The sequence below is a fragment of the Streptococcus panodentis genome (assembly GCF_017884005.1).
Lineage (GTDB): Bacteria > Bacillota > Bacilli > Lactobacillales > Streptococcaceae > Streptococcus > Streptococcus panodentis.
The window spans coordinates 77556-98049 of record NZ_QFAY01000008.1 but is presented as its reverse complement, the minus strand read 5'-3'; the positions used below and the strand labels follow the sequence as shown (position 1 = coordinate 98049).

At 49.1% G+C, this 20494-nt stretch carries 22 protein-coding genes; all 22 read left to right on the top strand.

All coding sequences use genetic code 11. From position 1 onward, the window contains the following. The first annotated feature begins 438 nt into the window (after positions 1 to 438). The 22 genes from DHL47_RS05145 to DHL47_RS05040 all read left to right on the top strand — a co-directional run bounded on the left by DHL47_RS05145 (position 439) and on the right by DHL47_RS05040 (position 20489). Entirely contained in the window at positions 439 to 1695 is a 1257-nt protein-coding gene (locus DHL47_RS05145) for a competence/damage-inducible protein A (RefSeq protein ID WP_209551120.1), read from the top strand. Between the two features lie 56 nt (positions 1696 to 1751). Beyond that, on the top strand, positions 1752 to 2900 hold the full coding sequence (recA, locus tag DHL47_RS05140) for a recombinase RecA (RefSeq protein ID WP_128835014.1): 1149 nt from the start codon (positions 1752 to 1754) through the stop codon (positions 2898 to 2900). 85 nt (positions 2901 to 2985) lie between these two features. Then, positions 2986 to 3384 carry a transcriptional regulator Spx gene (gene spx, locus DHL47_RS05135; protein WP_002894078.1) on the top strand — a complete coding sequence of 133 codons (399 nt, stop codon included), beginning with the start codon at positions 2986 to 2988 and terminating at the stop codon, positions 3382 to 3384. Between the two features lie 120 nt (positions 3385 to 3504). Next, complete coding sequence (locus DHL47_RS05130; RefSeq protein ID WP_209551119.1) at positions 3505 to 4077, top strand: SP0191 family lipoprotein; 573 nt, start codon at positions 3505 to 3507, stop codon at positions 4075 to 4077. A 102-nt stretch (positions 4078 to 4179) separates the two neighbouring features. Beyond that, a complete protein-coding gene (locus tag DHL47_RS05125; RefSeq protein ID WP_209551118.1) occupies positions 4180 to 4752 on the top strand; it encodes a hypothetical protein in 573 nt (190 codons plus the stop codon). 152 nt (positions 4753 to 4904) lie between these two features. Beyond that, positions 4905 to 5171: an IreB family regulatory phosphoprotein gene (locus DHL47_RS05120; protein ID WP_005592119.1), complete on the top strand. Its 267-nt coding sequence runs from the start codon at positions 4905 to 4907 to the stop codon at positions 5169 to 5171. Continuing rightward, entirely contained in the window at positions 5171 to 5590 is a 420-nt protein-coding gene (ruvX, locus tag DHL47_RS05115) for a Holliday junction resolvase RuvX (RefSeq protein WP_128835007.1), read from the top strand. The genes DHL47_RS05120 and ruvX overlap by 1 nt, the downstream gene beginning before the upstream one ends. A gap of 24 nt (positions 5591 to 5614) precedes the next feature. Further along, on the top strand, positions 5615 to 5926 hold the full coding sequence (locus tag DHL47_RS05110; protein ID WP_128835005.1) for a DUF1292 domain-containing protein: 312 nt from the start codon (positions 5615 to 5617) through the stop codon (positions 5924 to 5926). A 347-nt stretch (positions 5927 to 6273) separates the two neighbouring features. After that, a complete protein-coding gene (locus DHL47_RS05105) occupies positions 6274 to 7509 on the top strand; it encodes a bifunctional folylpolyglutamate synthase/dihydrofolate synthase (protein WP_209551117.1) in 1236 nt (411 codons plus the stop codon). A gap of 49 nt (positions 7510 to 7558) precedes the next feature. Beyond that, positions 7559 to 8035 (top strand): SP_0198 family lipoprotein, encoded by a 477-nt coding sequence (locus DHL47_RS05100; protein WP_128835001.1) that lies wholly within the window; start codon positions 7559 to 7561, stop codon positions 8033 to 8035. Between the two features lie 785 nt (positions 8036 to 8820). Beyond that, a complete protein-coding gene (gene cls / locus DHL47_RS05095) occupies positions 8821 to 10356 on the top strand; it encodes a cardiolipin synthase (protein WP_209551116.1) in 1536 nt (511 codons plus the stop codon). 237 nt (positions 10357 to 10593) lie between these two features. Next, a complete protein-coding gene (locus DHL47_RS05090; protein ID WP_209551115.1) occupies positions 10594 to 10740 on the top strand; it encodes a hypothetical protein in 147 nt (48 codons plus the stop codon). 38 nt (positions 10741 to 10778) lie between these two features. Then, positions 10779 to 12317, top strand: coding sequence for a heme transporter CcmD (locus DHL47_RS05085; protein WP_209551114.1), 1539 nt, complete (start codon positions 10779 to 10781; stop codon positions 12315 to 12317). Between the two features lie 277 nt (positions 12318 to 12594). After that, positions 12595 to 14790, top strand: a complete 2196-nt coding sequence (gene nrdD / locus DHL47_RS05080; protein WP_209551126.1) for an anaerobic ribonucleoside-triphosphate reductase — start codon at positions 12595 to 12597, stop codon at positions 14788 to 14790. Position 14791: 1 nt separating this feature from the next. Further along, positions 14792 to 14932: a hypothetical protein gene (locus DHL47_RS05075; RefSeq protein ID WP_209551113.1), complete on the top strand. Its 141-nt coding sequence runs from the start codon at positions 14792 to 14794 to the stop codon at positions 14930 to 14932. Between the two features lie 55 nt (positions 14933 to 14987). Next, positions 14988 to 15491 (top strand): GNAT family N-acetyltransferase, encoded by a 504-nt coding sequence (locus tag DHL47_RS05070; protein WP_209551112.1) that lies wholly within the window; start codon positions 14988 to 14990, stop codon positions 15489 to 15491. Between the two features lie 3 nt (positions 15492 to 15494). Continuing rightward, entirely contained in the window at positions 15495 to 16001 is a 507-nt protein-coding gene (locus DHL47_RS05065) for a GNAT family N-acetyltransferase (RefSeq protein WP_209551111.1), read from the top strand. 9 nt (positions 16002 to 16010) lie between these two features. After that, positions 16011 to 16523 carry a GNAT family N-acetyltransferase gene (locus DHL47_RS05060; protein ID WP_209551110.1) on the top strand — a complete coding sequence of 171 codons (513 nt, stop codon included), beginning with the start codon at positions 16011 to 16013 and terminating at the stop codon, positions 16521 to 16523. Further along, complete coding sequence (nrdG, locus tag DHL47_RS05055; protein ID WP_209551109.1) at positions 16520 to 17119, top strand: anaerobic ribonucleoside-triphosphate reductase activating protein; 600 nt, start codon at positions 16520 to 16522, stop codon at positions 17117 to 17119. Before DHL47_RS05060 ends, nrdG begins: the two co-directional genes overlap by 4 nt. A 465-nt stretch (positions 17120 to 17584) precedes the next feature. Beyond that, a complete protein-coding gene (gene cpsA / locus DHL47_RS05050) occupies positions 17585 to 19051 on the top strand; it encodes an LCP family glycopolymer transferase CpsA (protein WP_128834982.1) in 1467 nt (488 codons plus the stop codon). A 2-nt stretch (positions 19052 to 19053) separates the two neighbouring features. Next, entirely contained in the window at positions 19054 to 19785 is a 732-nt protein-coding gene (gene cps4B, locus DHL47_RS05045) for a capsular polysaccharide biosynthesis protein Cps4B (protein ID WP_209551108.1), read from the top strand. Between the two features lie 8 nt (positions 19786 to 19793). After that, positions 19794 to 20489, top strand: coding sequence for a Wzz/FepE/Etk N-terminal domain-containing protein (locus DHL47_RS05040; RefSeq protein ID WP_209551107.1), 696 nt, complete (start codon positions 19794 to 19796; stop codon positions 20487 to 20489). Positions 20490 to 20494 lie beyond the last annotated feature (5 nt).

Sequence of the window (20494 nt, the reverse complement as noted above, 5' to 3'; positions counted from 1 at the left end):
CTGATTAGCATTATTTTGTGTCTAAACTCTTGAGGGATAAGGGGTTACGGGAGATTTGATGGTTACAAGTTTGAGTTTATTATAAAAATAATGAAACCATTTGCCAATAGCATTTCCCTAACAATCTGGTTATTCTGCATAACACCAGTCCTTTTTAAAAGTTTTCCACAGGATGTTGACAAGTTTGTCAAGGAGCTTGACAGAGATAAAGGAGGGAATATCCACTCAAAGATGTGTCAGATAGCGGAAAAGGGAGAATTTCATATAATGAAAGCAGATTTTAAGAGTCTGTGAATAAAGTGAAAACAATTTCTGGACTGCCGGCCCTCTCAAGAGGAAATTGCCTGAAAAAAGCAAATCCGAAAATAAAAAATCAACTTTTTTATCTTTTTTTGTGATAAAATAAAGCCAATTCCGAATAGTAAGGTAGGAGGTTCTATGAAAGCAGAAATTATTGCTGTGGGCACCGAGATTCTGACCGGTCAGATTGTCAATACCAATGCCCAATTTTTATCTGAAAAGCTGGCTGGTTTGGGGATTGATGTTTATTTCCAGACAGCGGTCGGTGACAATGAAGGTCGGCTCTTATCCATTCTGGAAATTGCCCAGCAGCGCAGCGACTTGATCTTGCTATGCGGCGGCCTGGGACCGACAGAGGATGATTTGACCAAGCAGACCTTGGCTAAATTCTTAGGACGCGAGCTGATCTTTGACCCACAGGCTGTGGAAAAATTAGATCGCTTTTTTGCCAGTCGGCCAGACTATGCCCGAACGCCCAACAATGAGCGTCAGGCCCAAGTTATAGAGGGTTCGCTTCCCCTGCAGAATGAAACGGGACTGGCTGTCGGTGGCTTGCTGGAAGCAGACGGAGTGACCTATGTGGTCCTGCCCGGTCCGCCCAGCGAGCTCAAGCCCATGGTCAATAATGAGCTGGTTCCTCTCTTATCCACAGGGCAGAAGCTTTATTCGCGCGTGCTGCGCTTCTTTGGAATCGGGGAAAGCCAGCTGGTAACGGTCCTGACGGACTTGATTGATCAACAGACGGATCCGACCATTGCTCCCTATGCCAAGACCGGTGAAGTGACCCTGCGCCTGTCTACCAAGGCGCTGAGTCAGGCGGAAGCGGACGCCAAGTTTGAGCCTGTGGAAAAGTCTATTTTGGCCCATAAAACCTTTGAAGGACTGCCCTTGTCAGAGATTTTCTACGCTTACGGCGATGACCATTCGCTGGCTCAGGTGGTCTTCGACTTACTGAAGGAGCAGGGCAAGACCATCACGGCAGCCGAAAGCCTGACGGCAGGTCTCTTTCAGGCGACTTTAGCCGATTTTTCTGGGGCATCCGCAGTCTTTAATGGCGGCTATGTGACTTACAGCATAGAGGAGAAGAGCCGGATGCTGGATATCCCATTGGCTGAGCTGCAGCAGCATGGAGTTGTGTCAGCCTTTACAGCAGAAAAAATGGCTGAGCAGGCCAGAAAACTGACCCAGAGCGATCTAGCCGTCAGTCTGACAGGTGTGGCTGGTCCAGACTCCCTTGAAGGCCATCCGGCCGGGACAGTCTTTATTGCTTTAGCCAGTGCCGCTGCAACAGAAATCATAGAGGTTAACATCGCTGGCCGCAGCCGTCGTGATGTACGAAAAATTGCCGTTCTGCATGCTTTCAATCTCGTACGAAAAACTTTATTAAAGAGCTGAATTTTGGTATAATTAACAAATGGCCAACAGACATTTTAGAAAAACAGGAGAAATCAATGGCAAAGAAACAAAAAAAATTAGATGAAATCACGAAAAAGTTTGGCGATGAGCGCCAAAAAGCGTTGGATACGGCTCTGAAAAATATCGAAAAAGACTTCGGTAAGGGAGCGATTATGCGCCTGGGCGAGCGGGCAGAGCAAAAGGTGCAGGTCATGAGCTCGGGCTCGCTGGCCTTGGATATTGCTCTTGGTGCCGGCGGCTATCCGAAGGGCCGGATCATTGAGATTTACGGTCCGGAGTCTTCTGGTAAGACAACGGTAGCCCTCCACGCAGTAGCCCAGGCACAGAAAGAAGGCGGTATCGCTGCCTTTATCGATGCGGAGCATGCTTTGGATCCGTCCTATGCAGCTGCATTGGGTGTCAATATCGATGAGCTGCTGCTGTCTCAGCCAGACTCTGGTGAGCAGGGCCTTGAAATCGCGGGTAAGCTGATTGACTCCGGGGCAGTAGACTTAGTGGTTGTGGACTCAGTTGCTGCTCTCGTACCGCGCGCAGAAATCGATGGTGATATCGGGGACAGCCATGTCGGCTTGCAGGCTCGGATGATGAGTCAGGCTATGCGCAAGCTGTCTGCTTCTATCAATAAAACCAAGACCATTGCCATCTTCATCAACCAGCTGCGGGAGAAGGTCGGCGTCATGTTTGGCAATCCTGAGACAACGCCGGGCGGCCGGGCCTTGAAATTCTATGCTTCAGTCCGTTTGGATGTCCGCGGCAATACTCAAATCAAGGGAACCGGTGACGCCAAAGATACCAATGTTGGTAAGGAGACCAAGATTAAGGTTGTCAAAAACAAAGTTGCTCCGCCGTTCAAGGAAGCTTTTGTGGAAATTATGTACGGCGAGGGGATTTCTAAGACCGGTGAGCTGATTAAGATTGCGACTGATTTGGATATCATCAAGAAAGCAGGTGCCTGGTATTCTTATAATGATGAAAAAATCGGTCAGGGTTCTGAGAATGCTAAGAAATACTTGGCTGACCATCCGGAAGTCTTTGAGGAAATTGACCGTCAGGTCCGTATCCGCTTTGGTTTGATTGACGGTGAAGAAGTGGCAGAACCGGCGGCTGAAGGTTCAGAAAACCTTACAGCAAAAGCTGAAGAAGTGACTCTTGATTTGGACGATGCCATTGAAATTGAAGAATAATTTTTCAAAATAGGTCGCAAGACTGATGGTTTTTGTGGTATAATAGGCTACGATATTAGTATCGTGTAGCGAAAGGAGTACTTACATGATTACAATCTATACCGTCTCAAGTTGTACTAGTTGTAAAAAAGCAAAAACCTGGCTAAACGCTCATCAATTAACCTATAAGGAACAAAACCTCGGCAAAGAAGGCATCACCAAAGAAGAACTTCTGGATATTTTGACCAAGACTGAAAATGGAATTGCAAGTATTGTTTCGTCTAAAAATCGCTATGCCAAGGGATTGGGTGTTGACATCGAAGAACTGAGTGTCAACGAAGTCCTGGACATTATCATGGAGACCCCGCGGATTCTGAAAAGTCCGATTTTGGTCGATGATAAGCGTCTTCAAGTTGGCTACAAAGAAGATGATATCCGTGCCTTTCTGCCGCGTTCTGTCCGTAATGTTGAAAATGCAGAAGCCCGTCTGCGTGCGGCTCTCTAAATCGTATACAGTCTGCAGGAGCTGGGGGATTTCCCAGCTCCTCATTTTATGCCTGCAGATGAAAAGGGCTGATTGACAAGAGGCAGAACTGTGATACAATATCTCTGAGGAGGATTTTTCATGAAAAAAATTTTACTGCTTCTGGGCTTGACTGCGGCAGTCTTAAGCGGCTGCGCCCAGAAAAAAACGGAGACTGCGGCAAGTCAGGGAAAAAAAGAAGAAATCAGCAACAATCTGCCCATTATCAATCAGGCTGAGCAGCAGGAGGTCATCACTCGGACAGTAGCCTTTCCAAAGGATGAGCAAGGAGCACAGCAGACCCAGACTGTGACCTATCAGGGCAGTCATTTCCAGCGGCTGGTGATTGAAAGAGTCACTGCAACAGACCCTGAATTGAAAGAAGCGATTAAAGAACTGGGGATAGAGGAAGCGCAGAAGTCGCTCAATGAGTCCTTGGATAAGGATGCGGACTATGCTCAGGCTAAGACTTTAGCTGGTTTTACGGGCTCTGTTACCGTTCTCAATGAAAATGAGCTGAAAATAACCTCAACCTGTGATTTTCAGAGTTTGGATATCAACAAAGCAGCAGACATGCCTTATTTTAAAAACCTGAATTTAAAAGAGATGGTGAAGCTGACTCCGGAGGAGTATATCACGAATCTCTTGGCCAATGGCGCAGAAGAGCAGAAATAACTGCTCTTTTATTACAATCTGATTACGGGAAGGGGAATAGAATTGACAGCGCTTTTTTAATCATGATATGATGTAGTTAACTTATTGTGAAGGAGACAAGAGATGAAAAAAGCGCTTATTTGCCTGTTAGCTGCTTTGCTGTTCTTATCTGCCTGCAGCCAGCGGTCAGATTCCAGCAGGAATGCGGGTCAGTCCGATTTGTCAGAGACTTCGCAGAGCCAGGCAGCAAAGGCGGAGACAGTGACCAAATCCTACCGGACAGAGCAGGAATTTGAAGGCGGAAAAGAGAGCCGGATTTTAACTGTTACTTATAGCGGCCAGCAGTATGAAAAGGTTGTTTTGCGGGTCAATCGGACCATTCCTGCCAATATCAAAGAATCGCTGGGGGATCAGGATATTTCGACGGTCAAGGAGGAGCTGCTGAAGGTTGCGGAAAGACTGCTCGGTTTGGACCAGATTGCGGCTATCAAGGGAATTGAGCTGCATACAGACCTTACAGCAGATGAGATTCTCTTTGTTCTGACGGTTCATCCCAAAGAGCTTGACTTTGAGGCTGTCAAGCAGCTGCCGACTTATGGGCCGATTTTTGAGCAGATTCAGACCTTGAGTCCCGAAGAGCTGCTCAGCACTTTCAAGGGGGCAGACGGCAGCGAAGTTCCCAATCCTTCCGAGTAATCAAAACGGAGCATCTGCATTTTTAAACCAGTTTTCACAGAGAGACTGGTTTTTCTGTCTCCTGCGTCAATAGAAAGAGGAAAGAGTATAAATTTGTGAAAAGCCTTTAATTATGCTATAATAGGGATATTCTAAAGAAAGAGGGTGTAATTGTGGGATTTACAGATGAAACAGTACGTTTTAATCTCGATGATTCAAATAAAAAGGAAATTAGCGAGACTTTGACAGATGTCTACAAGTCGCTCAATGACAAGGGATACAATCCAATCAATCAAATCGTGGGATACGTACTGAGCGGCGATCCTGCGTATGTACCTCGCTATAACAATGCGCGCAATCAAATCCGCAAGTACGAACGCGATGAGATTGTGGAAGAATTGGTTCGTTACTATCTGAAAGGGCAAGGCATTGATCTCTGATGAGAATAATGGGATTGGATGTCGGCTCAAAAACCGTGGGCGTCGCCGTTAGCGACCCTCTTGGATTTACGGCCCAAGGCTTAGAGATTATTCCGATTAATGAAGACAAGGGGGAGCTTGGCCTTGAGCGTCTGGGGGAGTTGGTCAGGCAGTATGGAGTCGAGCGGTTTGTCGTCGGTCTGCCAAAAAATATGAACAACACCAGCGGTCCGCGGGTGGAAGCCAGTCAGGCTTATGGCCGGCAGATTGCAGAGCAGTTTCAGCTGCCGGTAGACTATCAGGATGAACGTCTGACGACGGCGGCTGCAGAGCGTATGCTGATTGAGCAGGCGGATGTCAGCCGCAGCAAGCGCAAAAAAGTCATTGATAAGCTGGCAGCTCAGCTGATTCTGCAGAATTATTTAGATCGAAATTTTTAAAAAGAAATTTGAGGAGAAACCTATATGGCACATGATCATAACCATGACCACGAGCATGAAGAGCGTGAACTGATTACTTTGGTAGACGAAGAAGGAAATGAAACCCTGTTTGAGATTCTTCTGACGATTGACGGCAAGGAAGAATTTGGCAAAAACTATGTCCTTCTGATTCCGGCCAATGCGGAAGAGGATGAAAACGGCGAAGTGGAAATCCAAGCTTACTCATTCACTGAAAACGAGGACGGAACGGAGGGCGACTTGCAGCCGATTCCAGAAGATTCCGATGCTGAATGGGACATGATTGAGGAAGTCTTTAACAGCTTTATGGAAGAGTAAGGCTGAGGCTGTGTAAGAGGTCTGGGAGATTTTTAAGCCTGAGCTTGAAAAGTGCCAGTCGGGCTGGGGTTGGTTTCAGACCTGCTCTGAGCAGTGAGAATGAGCTGGCTGTTCGGACCGCTTTGGCCCCAGTTTGAAATGCGAGGGCGAGAAAGTGTGCGCTGTCGTCTCGGTTCTGTACATAGAAAGAGGGCAGGGGGTGCTTTGGGGGTTCGCTCTGAGAGGCGAGAACGAATGCTTGTTCTGCCGCACTTTTTCGGCTCGGTTGAAAATAAAAACATGAAAGAGGAGCGAGTTGTAATTCAGTATTGGATTCTGCTCTGCTTCTCTTTTTCTTAGGTAAGGAAATGAATGAAATTGAAGAGTGGCTGAACAGCCGAATCGGCCTGAATTTCCGTTCGGGCCTGGACCGGATGCGGCAAGCAGTTCGGCTGTTGGGCAGTCCTGAACGGGCCTATCCGGCCATCCATGTGACGGGAACCAACGGCAAGGGGTCTGCTATTGCCTTTATGAGGAATTTATTTGCTGGTCAGGGTCTGAAAGTGGGCAGCTTCACCTCGCCGCATATCATCAGCATTCACGATCGGATCTGCGTAAATGGGCAGCCGATTTCTGATGAGGATTTTGTCCGCTTGGGTTTGCACATCCAGAAAATGGAGTCGGAACTGCTGAAGACGCAGGATCAGCTGTCTTATTTTGAGATTTTGACCCTGCTTGCCTTTCTCTATTTTAGGGAGCAGCAGGTGGATTTGGCTTTGATTGAAGTCGGAATCGGCGGACTGCTGGATACGACCAATGTTTTGACAGGAGCTGTCTCTGTGGTTACATCGGTCGGACTGGATCATCAGGAAACCTTGGGGAGCAGTGTTGAAGCGATTGCCCGGCAGAAGGCCGGTATTTTCAAGCAAGGCTGCCCGGCTGTTATCGGACCTCTGCCGGAAGCGGCACGCTTGGTCTGTCGGGAGCGGGCGCAGGAGCTGGGTTTGCGCCTTTATGAGTATGGCCGGGATTTTTCTTGGTCACACCAAACGTTCCGCAATTCATCAGTGAGCCTGTCCGGCCTGCAGCTAGGGCTCAAGGGCCGTTATCAGGAAGAAAATGCAGCTCTGGCCCTGCAGGCTTTCTTGCTCTTTATGGAGCGTCAGGGCTGGCAGCTGGATACTGCGGCTATTCAAGAAGGACTGCGGACGACGCGCTGGGCTGGACGCTTGGAGGAAGTCAGTCCGGGAATCTATCTGGACGGTGCCCACAATCTTCCGGCTTTGCAGCGTTTGGCGGAATTTATCCAGTCGCAGGACGGCAAAGACTGCACGGTTCTTTTTGGAGCGCTCAAGCGCAAGGACTACGGCGGCATGCTGGCTTATTTGCAGGAAGTTCTGCCCGCCGGAGCTCTGACAGTGACGACCTTTGCTTATGGAGAGGCAGTAGGTCAGGCGGAAATCGGAGCCTTTGCCTATACGGATGATTACCGGACATTCATCGAAAATTTCAAGAAGAACAGAAAGAGCAAGCAGCTGCTCTTCATCACCGGATCGCTCTATTTTATAGCGGAGGTCCGTGCCGAGTTGACAGCTGCTGATTGACCGCGAGAAGCAAGTTTTGCTACAATAAGGATAAAAAGGAGACAAGCAGATGACAATTTCTAAAAAAATCACTTTTTCAGCTTTAACGGCGCTGGCAGCTATAGCTTTGGCTGCCTGCGGCAGTTCCAATCAAGAGCAGACGGGTCAGTCCTCTCAGGCTCAGTCAGTTTCGTCCAGCAGTGCAGCGGAATCATCCTCCGCAGGCTCTTCCTCTTCTGCCGGCAGCTCTTCGTCAGCAGCTTCTGCTTCTGAAAACCAAGAGACTGCTCAGCTGGATGGCAGCTACCAGGCTAACTATGACGGCGAGCAGCTGACCTTGGAGATTTCGGGCACGACAGGCAGTCTGACCCAGTTTGAAGCAGAGGGACAGTCAGAGGTCAAGCAGGTTCAGATTGATTCCAGCAATCAGACAATGGTCATCGGAGACGATGTTAAACGCTATCGCTTAGATGGCGATCAGCTGACACTGGAGGATCTCTCGCAGGAAGCTTCTGATGATGACACTATGATTTTCAGCAGACAGTAAAGATGGCAGGCTCCGCACGGCTGTTCATTGCCCTATCGTCCTGTGTTTTAAGCGATAGGCTGAAACTGTCCCCCGGACAGTTTCACTGCTAAAAGCAGACTAAAAGACTAAAAAATCAGTCTTTTTCTGGTGCAATCACCTTCTTGAATACAGCTTCTTAAATGTTGAATGGGGATAGGGGGACTCTGGCTGAAGCGGTTTGACTGTTTTCAGCTTGTCGGAGTCTCTTTTTTTGCAGTCTTTTGGGCAGGAAAATTCCTTTTGCATTGATATAAGCGTTGTTTTACGGCTCTTTTATTGTTATACTAGAATATATGTAAAACTGTTCTTTTTGTTTTGTATAAACCGAGACAGCGGGGGTGGGAAAGAATGCTGAAAAATAAAAAGAAGCCGTCTTCCCACCTCCGAACAGCTCAGCCAATCAGGGAATGATGGTCTGAGCTTGTGAATACAGTCAAGCAAAGCTCGCTGTCAAAGCAGCGGCTTGTAAGAGTTGATGGTTCAAGGAATGAGAAGCCGCTCAGCAGCGGTTGATGGCGCTAAAGTGCCTAATGAACTTGGGCAGGGGAGATTCTGGTTGACGACAGTCAACAAAAGCTCCCCCCAATCACTGCGTCTTGCAATCAAACGATAGAAAGATGCGAAGCTGGCTACTTTTGTTTTGTCCTATTCCTTTCCCTCTTTGGGTGAGGACACAGCCATCATGGGAGTCTGTCCCGGCCTCTCAGAGGACTATTCATGAAAAACAAAGAGCAAACTAATTTGAGTATGAGATGGGAGAGACTATGACTTTCGGGAAATTTCGTCTGTTGATGTCCAAGTATGGCTTTAGTATGATTATCATGCTGCTGGAGCTGTCCTTTGTTTTTGCTGCTTTTTTCTATTTCAGCGGGATTGCTCCTAACTGGCTGTCAATAGCCATTATTGTGTTTATGTACATCGGGACGATTCTGTCCATTGTCAACCGCAACATGCCTCCTGAAAGCAAGGTTGCTTGGCTCCTGATTGCAGTTGTACCGATTTTTGGCTTTCTGCTGTATCTGATGTTCGGGGAGCGCCGCTTGTCCAAAAAAGAGATGGTGCAGCTGGAAAATATGGACTCCATGAAGTTCCGGGAGGACAATAGCTATGACCTCCGAGTCCGTCTCAAAAAGGAAAATAAGGCGGCCTACGGGATTGTTAAGTCGCTTCTGGCCATGGACCACAATGCGGATGTCTATGACGGCACGGCTTCCCGCTATTTTTCGATTGGCGAGGAGATGTTTGCGGCCATGCTGGAGGATTTAAGGGCGGCTGAGAAGTTCATTTTTTTGGAATTTTACATCATCGACGAGGGGCTGATGTGGGACAGCATTCTGCAGGTGCTGACGGAAAAGGCGGCACAGGGCGTCGAAATCAAGCTGCTCTATGATGATATTGGCTGTATGGCGACACTGCCGGGGGACTATACCCGCAAGCTGCGCAGGCTGGGGATTGATGCCCATAAGTTTAATAAGGTGATTCCGCGGATGACGGTAGCCTATAATAACCGTGACCACCGCAAGATTCTGGTCATTGACGGTCAGATTGGCTACACCGGCGGGATTAATCTGGCGGATGAATACATCAACCATATTGAGCGCTTCGGTCACTGGAAAGACGGCGGTATCCGCTTGGAAGGTCGGGCTGTCAAGGCGCTGACCCGGCTTTTTCTCATGAATTGGTACATCAACCGCGGGGAAATTTCCGACTTTGATAAGTATCATCTGGACAATCAGGCAGTGGCAGGTCAGGGACTTTATATTCCTTACGGAAGCGGTCCCAAGCCCATGTATAAGTCGCCTGTCGGCAAGAATGTTTACCAGAATATCATCAGTCAGGCCACGGATTATGTCTATATTACGACTCCTTATCTGATTATTGACTACGATCTGACGGAGGACATTAAAAATGCTGCTATGCGGGGAGTGGATGTTCGGATTGTGACTCCCTTCATCCCGGATAAGAAGCTGATTCAGATTGTCACCCGCGGGGCCTATCCAGACTTATTGGAGGCTGGGGTCAAGATTTTTGAGTACAAGCCCGGCTTCATTCACAGCAAACATGTTGTGGCAGATGACGAATTTGCCGTGGTGGGGACCATTAATTTTGACTACCGCAGTTTGGTTCACCATTATGAAAATGCAGTGCTTCTCTATCAGACCGAGACCATTCCGGCTATCAAAGAGGATTTTGAGGCTGTCTTTGACATTTCTGAGGAAGTTCTGCCGGAAAATCTCCATATCACTTGGTACAAACGCCTGCTGAAAGAGGTCATGCAGCTCTTTGCTCCTATGCTGTAAGGGCTGCTGCTTTGTGAAATCCATGCTCACATTCTTTGAAAATCGAAATCAGACTGCAAAGCCTGTCACCTAATGAGAAAAAACAACTCCCCCAGAATCCTGAACCGGCTTGGATTTTGGGGGAGTTTTGTATGAGCTGCGATTAATTGTTTTTTTAAGTGAAGCGGACATCAGATTCAGCAGTCTCTCTGTTTTTTTGCTGTTTTTTGCGAATAGTAAAAATAAAGGGAGGATTGGATGACAGTGTTTGAAGTGCTTTACGGCAGCCAACTGGTCTGGGAGAGCAGAGAATACCGCCGTTTTCGGGAATTGGAGAGTCTGGCTGCAAAGCCTAGAAAGAGAAAGGAAATGCAAGAGAAGGCTGACAGGAAGAAAGGAATTTGATATACTAGATAAGACTGATATCAAGGAGATTCTTTTTTATGTACGATACAAATGACGAGCCGGTTTTGGAAGTGTCTGAGGCCTCTTTAAGCAGAAGTGAACAGGCTGAGAGCCAGCCTGCAAAACTGGAGCCTGTTCCTTATGTTCTTGCTTTTTTATGCAGCTTGATTCTCAGCCTGCTCAGTGTGGTCAATCCTTTATTGACCCACTTGTCTACCAACCTGCAGTCGCAGAATCTGTATGCCGGCTGGGCCATGAGTCAGGGGCAGCTGCCTTATTCGCAGATTTATGGGACCAGCGGCCTGCTCTATTATTTCATTCTTTGGGCTGGCAGTCTGGTCTTTGGGCAGTTTCTGCTCATAGCTTTTCAAACACTGGCTCTGTGGCTGGCGGGCATTTTCCTGCATCGGACAGTGGCCCGGCTCAGACCCAAGCAAGGCCTGTCGCGCAGTCTCCTGCTGCTCTTTTACCTTTTGGTTTTTGCGCTGGGCTTTGGCGGTCTTTACTCCACTATATTTGTTTTTCCTTTTATCTTTTGGAATCTCTCTTTCTTAGTGCGCTATCTGCAGGACGATCTCAAGGATGAAAAGTTCATCTTATACGGTGCTTTCGGGGCCGTTGCCTTTATGATTGAGCCGATGGTCAGCCTTGTTTTTTATGCGCTGACCAGCTTGGTGCTCTTTGTCTACAATATCGTGAGCAAGCAGAAGGCTAGAGGTTTTTACCAGTTTTTGGCAGCACTGCTGGGCTTTTCGCTGATCTTCTATCCGCTGGGCTACTTTACCGTTGTCAATCAGACGTTCGGTCAGGCCATCAGCCAGGTGACCTATGCCTGGGATTCCTTTAACCTGCTCGGCAGCCATCTCCTCGGCAATCTGCTTTATTACGGTCTCTTGACGGTCGGTTTGGGCTTTGCATCAGCCTTTGCAGTCGGCCTGTTTACCAAGGCGGAGTCAACCAGCACGCGCGTGCTGCGCTTTATCGGTCTGCTGGGCCTGTTGGCAACGGTTTTAGGAGCGCTGGGTCTGCCGGACCAAGGCAGCTATCAGCTGCTGCCAGCCCTGCCTTTTGCTATGATTCTGCTGGCTCTCTGGTTTAATAAGGGAAAGAAGCAGGCGGGCCGCCACCGCAGGGACCGCCGCCAGCCTTCCCTCTGGTCCAGCTACATCGCCGGCCAGTTCTTCCTGCCGCTCCTGGCTCTGCTCTATCTAGTAGGCTATCCGCTGGTCAATGAATACCTGCTTTCCAGCGGTCAGTCTGCTGAAAGAGCCAGAGCAGCTCAGTATATTCAGGAAAAGAGCAGCACGGACGATAAAGTGTATGCTTGGGACAATAGTGCCAGCCTCTATCAGGCCAGCGGCCGCAAGTCAGCTGTTTCCCTGCTTTCGCCCGCTCTTTATCTGGGAACGGCTGAAAATCGTCTGGGACTGCAAAGCGCTTTGGAAAATGTCCAGCCCAAGTTTATTTTGGTCAACAATCATCTGGAGCTGCTGTCTGATACCCGCCAAAATCTTTCTAAAAATTATAAAGAAACGGATCTCAAACTGAGCCATTTTAAACTTTACGAACTGAAGTAAATTATCAATATGTTGTGTATAAAATAAAATTTTTAAAAATTTTACACAACATATTGATTTTTTATTTTAACGTGCTATAATGATTCTTGTATCAATCATAGCATACTTTTTGAAAATCAGCCCGGGACGATCTGGGTCTGAAGCTGTCCGCTGCCAGCTGTACCGGCACTTTTTTTGCGGAAGTTTGTCCGCTGCTGCAAGGCCAAGCTGCTGTGGTTTGGGTGTACAGCAGAGCTGAGATGATTTTCATGAGTATCAGAAAGAGGATGTGTCCATGATGATTTTAAGAGAAGAAAAGTTTGAAACCATTCCAGCTGTTTATGTCGAAAAGCGGGACGGCCGCCGGGTGACTTTTGATGTTGCGAAGATTTACAAGGCTATGGTGCGGGCTGCGCAGGAAGTCGGCCCTCTGACGCCGATGCTGGAAGCCAAGCTTGAAACGATTACGGATCGCATTGTCGCTGAAATCACCGATCGTTTTGCCAAGTATGTCAAAATCTATGAGATTCAGAATATTGTAGAGCATGAGCTGCTCAATGCCAAGGAGTATGCCATTGCAGAGAGCTACATTACTTACCGCACCCAGCGGGATTTTGAGCGCTCAAAAGCGACGGACATCAACTTTACCATCGACAAGCTCCTCAACAAGGACCAGACGGTAGTCAATGAAAATGCCAATAAAGACAGCGATGTCTTTAATACCCAGCGCGATCTGACAGCGGGGATTGTCGGCAAATCCATCGGACTGAAAATGCTGCCGCCCCATGTGGCCAATGCACATCAAAAAGGCGATATTCATTACCACGATCTGGACTACAGTCCCTATACACCGATGACCAACTGCTGCCTGATTGACTTTGCGGGGATGCTGAAGAATGGCTTTAAGATCGGCAATGCTGAAGTGGAAAGTCCCAAGTCTATCCAGACTGCGACAGCTCAGATTTCGCAAATCATCGCTAATGTAGCGTCAAGCCAGTACGGTGGCTGTTCGGCCGACCGGATTGATGAGGTTTTGGCGCCTTATGCTGCGCTGAATTATCAAAAACATCTGCGGGATGCGGAGCACTGGGTCCTGGAGGATAAGCGCGAGGACTATGCCTGGGAAAAGACCAAAAAGGATATCTATGATGCCATGCAGTCCTTGGAATATGAAATCAATACCCTCTTTACATCCAACGGTCAGACGCCTTTTACATCGCTGGGATTTGGCCTGGGGACCAATCGCTTTGAGCGGGAGATTCAAAAGGCCATTCTCAATATCCGCATCAAGGGGCTGGGATCCGAGCACCGCACAGCCATTTTCCCCAAGCTGATCTTTACCCTCAAGCGCGGCCTGAACTTAGAGCCCGGCACACCGAACTATGATATTAAAGAGCTGGCTTTGGAATGCGCCACCAAGCGGATGTATCCGGATGTGCTGTCCTATGACAAGATTATTGACCTGACCGGCTCCTTCAAGGTGCCCATGGGCTGCCGTTCCTTCCTGCAGGGCTGGAAGGACGAAAATGGGGACGAAGTCAACTCCGGCCGCATGAATCTGGGGGTTGTCACGGTTAATCTGCCGCGGATTGCCTTGGAGTCTGAGGGCGACCTTGCCAAGTTCTGGGAAATCTTTAATGAGCGCATGAATATCGCCGAAGATGCGCTGGTCTATCGGGTGGAGCGGACTAAGGAGGCCAGTCCGGCCAATGCGCCTATCCTCTACCAATATGGGGCCTTCGGCCGGCGCTTGGGCAAGTACGATCAGGTTGACCAGCTCTTTACCCACCGCCGAGCCACCGTTTCTCTGGGCTACATCGGTCTCTATGAAGTAGCCGCAGTCTTCTATGGCAGCGACTGGGAAAAAAATCCAGCAGCCAAGGAATTTACCGTTTCGATTGTCAAGGATATGAAGCGGCGCGTGGAAGAATGGTCTGAACAGTACGACTATCACTTCTCTGTCTATTCAACACCGTCTGAGAGTCTGACAGACCGTTTCTGCCGGCTGGATACGGAGAAGTTTGGTGTCATTGAGGATATTACTGACAAGGAGTACTATACCAATTCTTTCCACTACGATGTGCGCAAGAATCCGACGCCCTTTGAAAAGCTGGACTTTGAAAAGGTTTATCCAGAGGCCGGTGCTTCCGGCGGTTTTATCCACTACTGTGAATATCCGGTCCTGCAGCAGAATCCCAAAGCCCTAGAAGCTGTATGGGACTATGCTTACGACCGGGTCGGCTATCTGGGGACCAATACGCCGATTGACCGCTGCTATCAGTGTGATTTTGAAGGAGATTTCACGCCGACTGAGCGGGGCTTCACCTGCCCTAACTGCGGCAACAGCGACCCCAAGACGGTAGATGTGGTCAAGCGGACCTGCGGCTATCTGGGCAATCCTCAGGCTCGGCCTATGGTCAAGGGCCGTCACAAGGAAATATCGGCCCGGGTTAAGCATATGAACGGTTCGACCATTAAGTATGAAGGAAATTAAGATGGGAAAATACCAACTAAATGACAAGGGAAAGGCTCAAGTACGGCGTTTCCACGAGAAGCACTCGCAGGGCGGCAGCGACAAAAAAGACCGCTTAGTCAGTCTGCGGCAGCAATTTTTAGAAAAAAAGAAGAAACAATAGAAGTTGGAGTGGGGCGCGATGCAGTCTCACTCTCTTCGTATCAGGAGAAAAAGCGATGGAACTAAGGCGGCCGACTTTGGCAGACAAGGATACGATTTTGGAGATGCTGGCTGACTTTGAGGCAGCTGGCGGTCCCAAGGATGGCTTTTTCGGCGGAGCGGATTTTGTTTACGAAGACTGGCTGGAGACAATCCAGCTGGCTGAAGCAGGCTTGGGCTTGCCGGATGGCTTTGTCCCCTATATCCAGCTGGTTTCTTTTAATGAGTCCGGTCGGGCGCTGGGTTTTGCCAATCTGCGCCTGCGGCTCAATGAGGATCTGCTCCGGCACGGCGGCCATATCGGCTACAGCATCCGTCCGTCGGCGCGTGGGTGCGGTCTTGCAAAAGAGCAGCTGCGGCAGGCTTTGCAGCTGGCAAAAAGCAAGAATATCCCGCGTGTTTTGGTGACCTGCTCAGGCGGAAATCCTGCCAGCCGGGCGGTGATTGTGGCCAATGGCGGCAGTTACGAGGACAGCCGGGATGGGACAGAGCGCTATTGGATAGATCTAGCGGAGGAGTAAGATATGGAGCTAAGGCGGCCGACGGCGGAAGATAAAGATAGGGTATTGGAGATGATTGCCGAGTTTGCTGCGGCAGATTCTTACATGCACGGCGGCATGGGGGCAACCTGGAAGATAGCCGACAGCTACGAAGACTGGCTGGACATGGTTCAGCAGCAAGAAAAGGGCCGGCGGGTGCCAGCCGGCTGGGTGCCCTCCATTCAGTTTCTGTCTTTTGATAAAGAGGGGCAGGTACTAGGCTTTCTGGCCCTGCGACCAGTTTTGAATGAAAAGACTATCATCGAAGGCGGCCATATCGGCTACTCCATTCGTCCCAGCAAGCGCCGTCAGGGGCTGGCCAAAGAGCAGCTGGCCTTGGGCCTGATAGAGGCTCGGACAGCCGGATTGGACCGGGTGCTGATAACCTGTGATGAGGCCAATGAAGGCAGCCGCCGCACCATTCTTGCGGCCGGCGGAGTTTATGAAAATACAATTGACAGAAGTGAGCGTTATTGGATTGACCTAGATTGAGGAGGTCCTATGAAATTACGAAGACCGAGATTAGAAGACCAAGCAGCCGTCCTTGACATGATGGCTGAGTACGAAGAAAGACAATGTTACCCAAACGGCCTGCGCAGCAGTGCCTGGAATGCTTCCCAAGACTTTGCGGACTGGCTGCGGCTTTTAAGAGAGCAGGAAACGGCTGACAACCTGCCGGCGGGCTGGGTGCCCTCTGTTCAGTTCCTCTTTTTTGATGAGGAGGACCGACCTGTAGGCTTTCTGGCTCTGCGCCTGCTGCTCAATGAAAAACTCTTTATTGAAGGCGGCCATATCGGCTACTCCATTCGCCCCAGTCAGCGAGGCAGAGGCTATGGACAGGAGCAGCTGCATCTGGGACTGATAGAAGCCAAGAAACGCGGTCTGGACTTTGTCCTTGTGACCTGCGATGAAGACAATGAAGCCAGCCGCCGGACCATTTTGGCCAATGGCGGCGTTTATGACAATACCATCGCCGGCCATGAGCGTTTTTGGATAGATGTGGAGGCCGCATGAACAATCCAAAACCACAAGAATGGAAAAGCGAGGAACTGAGCAAGGGCCGGATTATTGACTATAAGGCCTTCAACTTTGTAGATGGTGAGGGGGTCCGCAATTCGCTCTATGTCAGCGGCTGCATGTTTCACTGCGAGGGCTGCTACAATGCAGCGACCTGGTCATTTAATGCCGGCATTCCCTATACAGAGGAGCTGGAAGAGCAGATTATGAAAGATCTGGCGGAGCCCTATGTGCAGGGGCTGACCCTTCTGGGCGGCGAGCCCTTTCTCAATACCGGCATCCTCCTGCCCTTGGTCAAGCGAATTCGGCGCGAGCTGCCTGATAAGGACATATGGTCCTGGACCGGCTATACTTGGGAGGAAATGATGCTGGAAACGGATGATAAGCTGGAGCTGCTCAGTCTCATTGATATCTTGGTTGACGGCCGCTTTGACCTCAGCAAGAAAAATCTCATGCTGCAGTTTCGCGGCTCCTCCAACCAGCGGATTATCGATGTGCAACAGTCGCTCCAGTCAGGCCAAGTCGTCATCTGGGAAAAACTCAATGACGGTCTGCAGGCCTATGAGCAGGTGGACCGAGATAACCTGATTTAATAGGCGGAATCAAAATTTGCAGCAGCCGCGGTCTCCATTGCGGAGGCTTGCGGGCATTTATCGTCATTTCGTTTATCTTTTATGACTTTGTTAGCCCGCCTTGCCCTGCTTTTGACACAAACTGCGTTTGTTTTATTCCCAACCTCTCCCAGTCCCCCAGACTGGGAGAGCCTCGCGGGCTGGGAGTGAAAAGGTCTGGGAGACCTTTTCAGCCTGAGCTTAGAAACAAAAGAGTGAAGGGAACTAAATTTTTAAAAATTTAGTTCTGTCCCACCGCCCATCTCACAGGAGATATTATAGAAAGATGTCTTGCTTAAAAAGGCATCTTTTTTGCTGGAGCTGATGACAAATGAGCCGAAAATGTGTATATTTATAAATTATTTTTTTCTAAAAATGGTCATTTTGTTCATCTTTTTATGGTATAATAAAACATACTTACTATCTCAGGGGAGAAAAAGGGAGAAAATGAGTCGTTATAGGAAAAGTTTACGGTTTTCTAAAAAGGGAAAGAAAATCCGCTTATTTAATGCAACCTTGCTAATCTTGGTAAGCGCTGTCTCAGGCTTACTGGTTTTTTCGCTGCTCAAAAATAATGTTCTGGCCTTCCGCGGCCTAAACCTGATAATCGCATTTGCTCTGGGAGTCGTAGTCCTTCTATCCTCCTTTTTTATATGGAAAAATACCTTCAGGATTTTCACGGCTGCCTTGCTGCTGGTGACTCTGCTGCTGTCCTCAGGGGCCATGTATGGCGTCAAAAGCCTGATGGACCTGTCTAGCGGGGTTCAGTCAACCTCTAATTACTCTGAATTTGAACTGGGGGTCTATGTCCGCTCAGACAGCCAAGTCAGCGACATCAAGCAGGTACAGGCCCTGCTTGCGCCGACTGAAAATGGCGATCGGGACAACATCACGGCCCTGCTGGAGCATATCAAGGAAAGCAAAAAGACAGACATTGCGCTCAGCAATACTTCCTCTTACATTGCGGCCTACAATGCTCTGGTCCACCAGGAAACGGAAGCGATTGTCCTAAACAGCACATTCGAAGACATGATCGCTTCGCATGATGCGGACTATGCTTCCAAGATAAAGAAGATTTATTCTTATAAGATTACGCGGCAGGTGGAGACTGGCAAGCGCAGCGACAGCACCAATGCGGATGTCTTTAATATCTATGTGAGCGGTATCGACACCTACGGGTCAATCTCGTCTGTGTCCCGCTCTGATGTCAATATCATCATGACGGTCAACCGCAAGACCAAGAAAGTCCTGCTGACAACGACACCGCGCGATGCCTATGTTGCCATTGCGGACGGCGGAGGCGGCCAGATGGACAAACTGACCCATGCAGGGATTTATGGCGTGGACGCTTCTGTCCATACGCTGGAAAATCTCTACGGTATCCGCATCGACTACTATGTCCGTCTCAACTTCACTTCTTTCCTCAAGCTGGTCGACCTTTTGGGCGGGATTGATGTGGAAAATGACCAGGAATTTACCAGCGCCCATGGCAATTATCATTTTCCGGTCGGGACGGTGCATCTGGACTCCCAGCAGGCTCTGGGCTTTGTCCGTGAGCGCTACTCGCTGGAAGGCGGAGACAATGACCGGGGGAAAAATCAGGAGAAAGTCATTGAGGCAGTGATCCAGAAGCTGACCTCTACCAGCGCCCTGAAACATTACAATGAAATCATCTCTGGCCTGCAGGACTCTGTTCAGACCAATCTGGAGCTGCCGACTCTCATGAATCTGGTCAATACCCAGCTGGAGTCTGGCGGCAGCTATCAGGTAGCGTCACAGGCGATTGCAGGAAACGGCCGCATGGACCTGCCTTCCTATGCGATGCCTGATTCCAGTCTGTATATGATGGAAATCCAGCCGGAAAGCTTAGACTCAGCCAAGGCAGCAATCCAGAATGTGATGGAAGGGAAATAAGCATGATTGATATTCATTCTCACATTGTTTTTGATGTGGATGACGGTCCCAAAAATATCGAAGAGACCAAAAGCCTGCTGGAAGAAAGCTACCGTCAGGGGGTGCGGACGATTATTTCCACTTCTCACCGCAGAAAGGGGATGTTTGAAACACCTGAAGAACAGATCAGCAGCCATTTTCAGATGGTCAAGGAGCTGGCAGAGCTGATTGCCCCTGACTTGACGGTCCTTTACGGAGCGGAAATTTACTACAGCAGCGATGTTTTAGAAAAGCTGGAAAAGGGGCTGCTTCCCAGCCTGGCCGGGACCCAGTATGTCCTGATTGAGTTCAGCATGGCAACGCCTTATAAGGAAATCCATGCAGCCTTGGGCAATATCCTGCGTCTGGGTCTGACCCCAGTCGTGGCCCATATTGAGCGTTATCACTGCTTGGAGCAGGACGAAAAAAAGGTGCAGGAACTGATTGATATGGGCTGCTATACGCAGATCAACAGCTCCAGTGTGCTTAAGCCGAGGCTGTTTGGCGATACAGACAAATTTATGAAAAAAAGAGCCCATTTCTTTTTGGAGAAAGATTTGGTGCACTTTGTCGCGAGCGACATGCACAATCTGTCAAAACGGCCGCCTTATATGAGAGAAGCTTTTGACGTGATTGAGAAGAAATACAGCCCGCAGCGAGCGGCTGCCTTATTTCAGGGCAATCAAGAGTTATTGCTGGAAGATGAATTAATTTAGGAGAAACAATGGAAAAACAAGACACGCAAATAGTAGAAATTGATATTCTGTCCTTGCTCAGAACCTTATGGCTGAGAAAGTTTACCATTCTTTTAGGAGCTGTTCTTTTCTCGCTTTTAGCCTTTGGCTACAGTGTTTTTATCGCTAAAAAGTCCTACCAGAGCACGACCCGTATTTATGTGGTCAGCCGGCAGAATGAAGCCCAGTCTGCTCTGACCAATCAGGATCTGCAGGCAGGTTCCTACTTGGTAAAGGACTTTAAGGAAATCATCCTGTCCCAGGCCGTTCTGTCCCAGGCAATCAGTGAGCTGCAGCTGCAGACCTCGCCGGATGAATTGGCCCAAAACATCACTGTATCCGTCCCTGCCGACACCCGTATCGTTTCGATTACGGTCAAGGACAGCAGTCCCGAGGAAGCGGCCCGCATTGCCAATGCTTTCCGCAATATAGCTGCTGAGAAAATCATCGAAGTGACCAAGGTGCCTGATGTGACGACGCTGGAAGAAGCTTCGGTCGCTCAGGAGCCTTCATCGCCGAATATCCGCCGCAATGTCCTTTTAGGCTTTGTGGGGGGCGCTGTTCTGGTGGCTTTCTTTATCATCACGGTGGAGATTTTGGATGACCGTGTGAAAAAACCAGAAGATATTGAGGAAGTTTTAGGGCTGACTCTGCTCGGAGTCATCCCAGATATGAAAAAAATGTAGGGAGA